This is a genomic window from Paraburkholderia sp. SIMBA_053 (assembly GCF_046534895.1).
GTDB classification, from domain to species: domain Bacteria; phylum Pseudomonadota; class Gammaproteobacteria; order Burkholderiales; family Burkholderiaceae; genus Paraburkholderia; species Paraburkholderia caledonica.
Genome location: NZ_JAWRXU010000017.1, coordinates 126,503 through 134,315 on the forward strand (window position 1 = coordinate 126,503; position 7,813 = coordinate 134,315).

The following is a 7,813-nucleotide window of genomic DNA, read 5'->3' on the forward strand; positions in this document are numbered from 1 at the left end:
GTTTGAAAGAATGGCCACGCGCGGGTTGTCAGACGCACGAAGCACCTCGCGGATCGTCATGAAGATCCCACGTCTGCTGAGCGGTTCCGCGCAGCGATCGAACGGCACTTCAAGGAGTGCGCGCACGCAACGCGCGTCTTGGGCCGCGCGGCGTGTCCAGGTTCTCAATGTGGCCGCTGGTTCGTCGCCAGTTGGCGGTTTAGCCCGCGCTACGGCAACCGCAGCGCGGGCTTGAACGCCAACGTCAGATCACATGAAATCCATGCGTGCCGTCGCGAGCCAGTTGCGCGACGAGCCCATACTCCCACTCGAGGTAAGCGTTCATTGCCTCTCGCGCGTTGTCGGTGCCTTCATATGGACGCCGATATCGATCGATGCGCGGCGACGCCAGCCGCGTCTCGCCGCTCTCCACGGGCAGACCCGCTTCGATCCATGCCGCCGTGCCGCCCGTGAGCACCTGTACCGGCTTGCCGGTCAACGCCGCCAACTCGGGCGCCGCGAAGCGCGCGAGCAGACTGCTGCCGCATGTGAGCACATAACGCTGAGCGTCCGGCAGCTTGTGCACCGCCCTCTCCAGATCACTGCGAATGGCGAACCACGCGCCTGGAATATGACGCTTCACATAGTTCGCGCTGCTCGTGACATCGAGTACGACCGTGCCCGGCGACTGCAGGAGCGCGGCGAGTTCCGCCGGCGCGATTTCGTCGGCGGCGGGTGGCTGGGGCGCGAGGCGCGCGGCAGGCGCCTGACCCTTTTCGGCGAAGTCGGCGGCGGTCAGACCGTCCACCACGTACACCTCGATGTTCATCTGCGCGAGCCACGACGCCGTCATGTTCGCGCGCACGCCGTCACTGTCCGCGAGGATCACGCGCGCACCGCGCACCGGCGCGAACATCTCGGTTTCCTGCACGAGCTGGCCGCCGGGCGCGTGGCGAAAGCCCGGCACATGGCCCGCTTCATATTCCTCTTGCGTGCGCACATCGAAGCGGTACACGGTGCGTACCGCCTCGTCAGCCCAACGGCGCGCTTCGTCGCGTGACGTGCGCCCTACCTTCGCGCGATCGGCGACCGCGCGCGCGCCGTCGGCGGCGACGAGGCGCAGCGTATCGTCGACGACCGGATGCGGCCGGCGCGAACTGCCGTGCGCGAGCGGCTGCCCCGCCAGAGTCCAGCCGATGGTGCCGTTGCGCAGCGCGGCGACCGGGTTCGGCACGCCCGCGTTGATGAGCGACTGCGCGCCGATGATGCTGCGCGTACGCCCCGCACAATTGACGATGATCCGCGTCGTGGGGTCCGGCGCGAGTTCACGCGCGCGCAGCACCAGTTCGGCACCCGGCACGCTGATGCTGCCAGGAATATTCATCGTCTGATATTCGTCGAAACGGCGTGCGTCGAGAACGACCACGTTTTCTTCGCGATCGAGCAGCGCCTGCACTTGCTGCGCCGGCAACGAAGGCGTGTGGCGCACGCTTTCCACCAGTTCGCCGAACGCTTTGCTCGGCACGTTGACGTCCTGGAACAGCTCACCGCCGGCCTTGCGCCAGCCTTGCAAACCGCCTTCGAGCAGCGCGACCCTGGTGTAGCCGAGGCCTGCCAGGCGCTCCGCCGCACGAGTGGCGAGCCCTTCGCCGTCGTCGAGCACGACAATGGGCACGTCGCGGCGCGGCAGGCGCACCGGTGCATCGAGTTCGAGCCGCGACAGCGGCAGGTTCGCGGCGAATAACGGATGACTGCGCGCGTGCGGATCTTCCTCGCGCACATCGACGAGCGCGATTTCCTCGCGTTCGAGCAGTGCGCGGCGCACGTCTGAATAAGATCGGGTACGTAAATCTTTTTCGAATGTCATGAGATCGGAGACTCCTTTGACACATTCCAGATGTTCGGCAACACGTCGTTCGAGTAGCCGGACACAAAATTTCTGCGGCCACCGCCGCACGGATAAACGGAGCGGCTCACCGCTCCGATATTTCCACCGTACACGTGAATGCTGATCGACGTACGGTCACCAAAAGCATTGCGCACGCGATGAATATCGCCGATGCGCGGCGACACCGCAGCGACGGCACCGGTATCGAGGCGCTGCGGTGCGCCCTCTTCGACCAGATCGCCATGCGGCGCGGCACGGTAATGCTGCGCAATTTCCGCGCCACGCAGCACGCCGATCAACCCCCAAACCGTATGATCGTGCACGGGCGTCGACTGCCCCGGCCCCCAGACAAAACTGACGATCGAAAAACGCTGCCGCGAGTCCGCATGCAACAGAAACTGCTGGTAGCGCTCGGGGTCGGGCCGCGCGAAAGCATCGGGCAGCCAGTCGTCGTGCGCAATCAGTTCGCGTAGCGCAACAGCGCCCGCTTCGAGCAGCGCGGCTTCGGGCGTTTCGTCGCCGACGAGCGACGCAATCCGGCCGACGAACGCGCGCAGCCGGTCATGCCTCAGGGTCTGGGTCATGGATAGCTTGACAGAATAATGTGGAAGTTCGGCGCGCGGGCGGCACTGGTCGCTTCGCGCACCTGCAGCGAGCGCCGCGTTGAAGAATGCGGTCCAAAGCGGTGCGAGTTCGGCACGCCGCTCGACTGTGGTTGCCCCCTCGCCCGGCGTTGCGTACCGTCGCCCGCCGTTGTGCTATTTAGCCGCGGCATCGCTGCGCCGCAGCGGCGCAGCGATGAACCGCGAGAGTCCCGCGAGATTCCGGCAAAAGCGCTCAGGTCAGCACGTCGGGCTCCGCTTCCACGAGGCCTTCGAACAGGCTCTGAAAGGCGAACAAAGCGCCGTTCGCGCGGCCGACCTGCTCGTGCGTCAGCGCCGCCATCTCGTGAGGAATGGCTTGCGGCGCGCCGGCCGCTTCGGCGAGCAATTGCGCATGGCAGGCGTTGTCGAGCGCGATATACCACCAGGCCGCCGCTTCGACGCTCGGACCCGCCGTCAGGATGCCGTGATTCTTCAGAATCACCGCTTTGTTGCCGCCGAGCGCCGCAGCGATGCGCGCGCCCTCTTCGGTATCGAGCACGACGCCGCGGAAATCGTCGAACAATGCGTGGTCCTGGTAGAACGCGCAGGAATCCTGCGTCAGCGGATCGAGCTTGCGGCCGAGCGTGGACCACGCCTTGCCGTACAACGAATGCGTATGCGCGGCCGCGACCACCTCGGGGCGTGCCTCGTGAATCGCCGCATGAATCGCAAAAGCGGCCTGATTCACTGGCCCCTCGCCGACCACGATCTCGCCTTGCGAATTGACGAGCAACAGATCGGATACGCGGATGCGACCGAAGTGCTTGCCGAACGGATTGACCCAGAAGTGATCGGGCCATTCCGGATCGCGTGCGGTAATGTGACCGGCGAGTCCCTGATCGAAGCCGTAGCGTGCGAAGAGCCGAAACGCGACCGCGAGCCGCTCCTGACGGTAACGCCGCTCTTCGGCGACGCCTTCGCGCGGCGGCACGTCGTCGAACCAGAATTTGCGCAGCGGCGCGTGGCGCCTGAATGTCGATGATTCGCCGTCGACCGCCGAGCGTTCGGCGGCCGGACGTGCGTGAGAAAGATCGGTCATCGCAACTCCGGTCATGCGGCCAAGGTCTCGGTCGTCGCGGCGCCCTGGGTTCCCTCGACGCTACGCAAGCGCGCAATGCGTTCGCGCGTCGCGGGAATCAGCTCGCGGCCATAGTCGATCGCGTCTTCGAGCGGATCGAAGCCACGCACGAGAAAGGTGGAGACGCCCAGCGCGTAGTACTCCGCGAGCGTATCGGCGACCTGTTGCGGCGTGCCGACCAGCGCGGTCGAATTCGACCGTCCGCCGATTTCTTTCGCGATGCCCGTCCACAAGCGTTCGTCGGCACGATCCGAATCGCCGGATGCCGCCAGCAAACGCCGCGCGCCTTCGCTTTGCGCGGGCCCGCCTACCCCGAGTCCCTGCGCCGCGCGCAGCCGTCTCGTTTCAGCGAGGATGTGATCGGCGCGCTCCCACGCGGCAGCTTCTGTCGCGGCGAGAATCGGCCGGAACGACACCGAGAAGCGTACTGTGCGACCGTGCTTCGCGGCTTCGGCGCGCACGCGCGTGACCTGCTCGCGCACTTGCGCCTTCGATTCGCCCCACAGTGCGTAGACATCCGCATGACGTCCGGCAATTTCGAGCGCGGGCACCGACGCGCCGCCGAAATACACCGGAATGTGCGGCTGCTGCACCGGCTTCACTTCCGAAAAGCCCTGTTCGAAACGATAGTACTGCCCGTGGTGATCGAATGGCTTCGCGTCGGTCCAGATGCGACGCACGATGTTCAGATACTCGTCGGTGCGCGCATAGCGTTCGTCGTGCGAGAGGAAGTCGCCGTCGCGGCGCTGTTCCGCGTCGTCGCCGCCCGAAATGATGTGCACGGCGAGCCGGCCACCCGAATACTGGTCGAGCGTCGCCAGTTGGCGCGCGGCGAGAGTCGGCGCGACAAAGCCCGGGCGGTGGGCGAGCATGAAATGCACCTTGCTCGTCACACTGGCGGCATGCGCGACGGTAAGCAGCGCATCGGGGCTCGTGGAATGGTGCGGCACGAGAATGCGGTCGAAGCCCGCCGCCTCATGCGCGCGGGCGAACTGCGCGACATAGCCGACGTCGACAGCGGGCCCTTGCGGCGCATGCGTTTCCGATACTTTCCGGGTCTGGATCATGCCGATGAATTCGATGGACACGCGAGTGCCTCCGTGAATGGTTGCTGCCCGGCGGGGCAGCGGCATCGCACGCAAAATGCCGTGCTCTCTGGAGGCGTTCAAGGTAGCAGCGCGTCATGCGCTTGTTAAATATCGATCGTCCATATCTATATCGACTTTGCATGTAACGGCGGCGCCGTCGCCTCGGTCCGCTTTGCACAGACAAACCCTTCCGCGAACGTGGGCATCGCGCCGCCATCAGCAGAAAGCCGAAAGCTTTGGGAGAATGTCCCATCGCGTGAAAGCGCCAGAAACAGCAAGCGAACAGACAATGATCCCTTTTTCGGTCCTCGACCTCTCGCCGGTCATCGCGGGCGCAACGCCCGCAGATGCCTTCAAGAACACCCTTGATCTCGCGCAGCATGCGGAACGGTGGAACTACCGCCGCTTCTGGCTCGCGGAGCATCACAACATGACCGGCATTGCGAGTGCGGCGACCTCGGTCGTGATCGGTTATGTGGCCGGCGGCACGAAGACGATTCGCGTCGGCTCCGGCGGCGTCATGTTGCCGAATCACGCGCCGCTCGTGATCGCGGAACAGTTCGGCACGCTCGAGTCGTTGTATCCCGGCCGGATCGATCTCGGCCTTGGCCGCGCGCCGGGCACGGACCAATCCACGGCACGCGCGCTGCGCCGCGATTTGCAGAACAGCGCGGACTCTTTCCCCGACGACGTCGCCGAATTGCAGCGCTATTTCGCGGACCCGGTCTCAGGCCAACGGATTCGCGCGGTGCCCGGCGCGGGGTTGCATGTGCCGTTGTGGCTGCTGGGGTCGTCGCTCTTCAGCGCGCAGCTCGCCGCAGCGCTCGGCTTGCCTTTTGCGTTCGCGTCGCACTTCGCGCCGGATTACCTGCTGACAGCGCTGCAGGTTTATCGCTCGCAGTTCCGGCCATCGGAGACGCTCGACAAACCCTACGCGATGGTCGGCGTGAACCTCTTCGCAGCGGACACCAACGACGAAGCGCAGCGTCTTTTCACGTCGCTTCAGCAGCAGTTCGTCAACTTGCGGCGCGGCACGCCGGGGCAATTGCAGCCGCCGGTGGAGCGGCTCGCGGCTTCGGAGATGGAATTGAACTCGGTTGCGCATTCGCTCGCATGCACGGCGATCGGCGATCGCGATGCGGTGCGCGAGGGGCTGAAGTCGATCATCGATCAAACCGGCGCCGACGAACTGATGCTCACCGCGCAAATCTACGATCACAAGGCGCGACTGCGGTCGTTCGAGATCGGCGCGGAAATTCATGAGGAACTCGCCGGCGGAAAGTGAACCGCAACTGGATGAACAAAGGGCGGCGCATACGCGACCGCCCTTTTTCTTTATTGCACTTTTCTTGTGACCCGTCGGGTCTGCTTCAACCTTTACCGGCTCAACGGTTCACCTTTAGCGCCGCCATTCCGTCGAGCAGCGCCTTATGAAAAGCCTGTGGGTCCTGCATCTGCGGTGCATGGCCCAGGTCGGCGAATTCAACCAGCGTCGCATGAGGGATCGCTTTGGCCGCGGCTTTACCCAACTCGGGATAGTGGCCGATCTTCGCACGCACCTCGGGTGACGCCGCGTCCTTGCCGATGGCCGTCGTGTCCTTCTGGCCGATCAGCAGCAGCGTCGGCATCTGCAACTGGCCGAGTTCATAGACAACAGGCTGCGTGTAGATCATGTCGTAAAGCAACGCCGAATTCCACGCGACGATCTGCTTACCCGGTCCCCGATACATGCCCGCCAGCATCTGCACCCACGGCTCGTAGTCCGCGCGCCACTGGCCTGCGTAATAGGTCGACTGTTCGTACCGGCGAATGCCGTCGGCGGTGGTCTTCAACTCGCGCTGGTACCACTGGTCCACCGACAGCGACGGCACACCCTTCGCCTTCCAGTCTTCGAGACCGATCGGATTGGCAAGCACCAGTTGCTGCGTCTCCTGCGGATACATGAGCGCGTAACGCACGGCAAGCATGCCGCCGGTCGAATGACCAATGATGGTCGCGTCCTTCACGCCCAGCGATTCGAGGAGCGCATGCGTGTTGCGCGCCAGTTGCTGAAAACTGTACTGGTAATGCTCGGGCTTGCTCGACTTGCAAAAGCCGATCTGATCCGGCGCGATCACGCGATAGCCGGCGTCGCTCAGACGATGAATCGTCGTGGCCCACGTCGCCGCGCAAAAGTTCTTGCCGTGCAGAAGTACTGCTGTGCGGCCGTTCGCGTGCGCCGGTCTAACGTCCATATACGCCATGTGCAACGCAACGCCTTGCGAAGTGAACGCGTATTGCTGAACCGGCGCAGGATAGTCGAAGCCTTCCAACTCGGGCCCGTAGGCCGGGCCGTCGTTGCCGACCGGCTGAGCGGGCTCGCTCGCAACGCTGGCCGGTGCGGGTTGCGACATAACGGACGGGGCCGTCGACGCGTTGTTCGGGGATGCGTCGGAAGCAGCGCGTACCGCGACCGGTGCAACGCAGAACGTGGCGGCGCTCAATGCGACAAGCAGGGAAAGGCGGTGAAAGGTCATCGACATTTTTGCATGGTTGGTTTTACGTTCACGGGCCGCCGCAAGCACCCACAGGCTTGCTCGCCGGCCGCCGACGATTCTACGACGGCTCCGTCAGCGGCGCAGCGGCGCACGCAGCGCCAGCCGCGCCACAGCGCGCCGCCAAGTGGCACGCATATTGCGCGGCGAACCTCGCAGGCTATGTGGCGTGGCGTACGGAGCGCGGGCGCCCAACGGTCGATCGTTCGCAGTTGGGCGCGAGGCGCCTCGCGCACGACAAACGTCGCCCGCGCGAGGCGAATCGGTGCTAGAACTACGGGACGGGCTCGCCAGTGCAGCGACCCGGCAGTGGGACTGGATATGCAGAGCCGGGCAACCGGCATCAGCGGGGAACGGTAACAAGTAGCAAGTAACGGATTGCATCGCGCCGTAAAGAGGACGGGCATGTGACCGGAGTACGCTAAAGCGCGAAGTTTGGTCCATCGTGGGGAAAGCGCTTGGACCGGACCAAGCGCTAAAGCGCCAAGTCCGGTCGACCGCGATAAAACTGCATGGGACCGGACTAAGCGCTAAAGCGCCAAGTCCGGTCGACCGCGATAAAACTGCATGGGACCGGACTAAGCGCTAAAGCGCCAAGTCCG

The 7,813-nt window shown here is 64.7% G+C and carries 6 protein-coding genes; 1 reads left to right on the forward strand and 5 read right to left on the reverse strand.

From position 1 onward, the window contains the following. Nucleotides 1–244 precede the first annotated feature (244 nt). The 4 genes from SB753_RS31065 to SB753_RS31080 all read right to left on the reverse strand — a co-directional run bounded on the left by SB753_RS31065 (nucleotide 245) and on the right by SB753_RS31080 (nucleotide 4,677). The gene (locus SB753_RS31065; RefSeq protein ID WP_087750344.1) at nucleotides 245–1,846 is read right to left on the reverse strand and encodes a rhodanese-related sulfurtransferase; all 1,602 of its coding nucleotides are present in this window, start codon (nucleotides 1,844–1,846) and stop codon (nucleotides 245–247) included. Next, nucleotides 1,843–2,451 (reverse strand): cysteine dioxygenase, encoded by a 609-nt coding sequence (locus tag SB753_RS31070; RefSeq protein WP_410803664.1) that lies wholly within the window; start codon nucleotides 2,449–2,451, stop codon nucleotides 1,843–1,845. Before SB753_RS31070 ends, SB753_RS31065 begins: the two co-directional genes overlap by 4 nt. A 253-nt stretch (nucleotides 2,452–2,704) precedes the next feature. Beyond that, on the reverse strand, nucleotides 2,705–3,550 hold the full coding sequence (locus SB753_RS31075) for a class II aldolase/adducin family protein (protein ID WP_410803666.1): 846 nt from the start codon (nucleotides 3,548–3,550) through the stop codon (nucleotides 2,705–2,707). 11 nt (nucleotides 3,551–3,561) lie between these two features. Beyond that, nucleotides 3,562–4,677: an LLM class flavin-dependent oxidoreductase gene (locus SB753_RS31080; protein ID WP_410803668.1), complete on the reverse strand. Its 1,116-nt coding sequence runs from the start codon at nucleotides 4,675–4,677 to the stop codon at nucleotides 3,562–3,564. A gap of 289 nt (nucleotides 4,678–4,966) precedes the next feature. Here SB753_RS31080 and SB753_RS31085 point away from each other — a divergent pair, with 289 nt between their 5' ends. Further along, nucleotides 4,967–5,962 carry an LLM class flavin-dependent oxidoreductase gene (locus SB753_RS31085; protein ID WP_410803670.1) on the forward strand — a complete coding sequence of 332 codons (996 nt, stop codon included), beginning with the start codon at nucleotides 4,967–4,969 and terminating at the stop codon, nucleotides 5,960–5,962. Between the two features lie 100 nt (nucleotides 5,963–6,062). Here SB753_RS31085 and SB753_RS31090 read toward each other — a convergent pair whose 3' ends face one another. Further along, the gene (locus tag SB753_RS31090; RefSeq protein ID WP_410803672.1) at nucleotides 6,063–7,199 is read right to left on the reverse strand and encodes an alpha/beta fold hydrolase; all 1,137 of its coding nucleotides are present in this window, start codon (nucleotides 7,197–7,199) and stop codon (nucleotides 6,063–6,065) included. Nucleotides 7,200–7,813 lie beyond the last annotated feature (614 nt).

Excerpts from the sequence above, each read along its gene's own strand:
- SB753_RS31065 (WP_087750344.1), bottom strand. The coding sequence starts at position 1,846 with ATGACATTCGAAAAAGATTTACGTACCCGATCTTATTCAGACGTGCGC.
- SB753_RS31070 (WP_410803664.1), bottom strand. The coding sequence starts at position 2,451 with ATGACCCAGACCCTGAGGCATGACCGGCTGCGCGCGTTCGTCGGCCGG.
- SB753_RS31075 (WP_410803666.1), bottom strand. The coding sequence starts at position 3,550 with ATGACCGATCTTTCTCACGCACGTCCGGCCGCCGAACGCTCGGCGGTC.
- SB753_RS31085 (WP_410803670.1), top strand. The coding sequence starts at position 4,967 with ATGATCCCTTTTTCGGTCCTCGACCTCTCGCCGGTCATCGCGGGCGCA.
- SB753_RS31090 (WP_410803672.1), bottom strand. The coding sequence starts at position 7,199 with ATGTCGATGACCTTTCACCGCCTTTCCCTGCTTGTCGCATTGAGCGCC.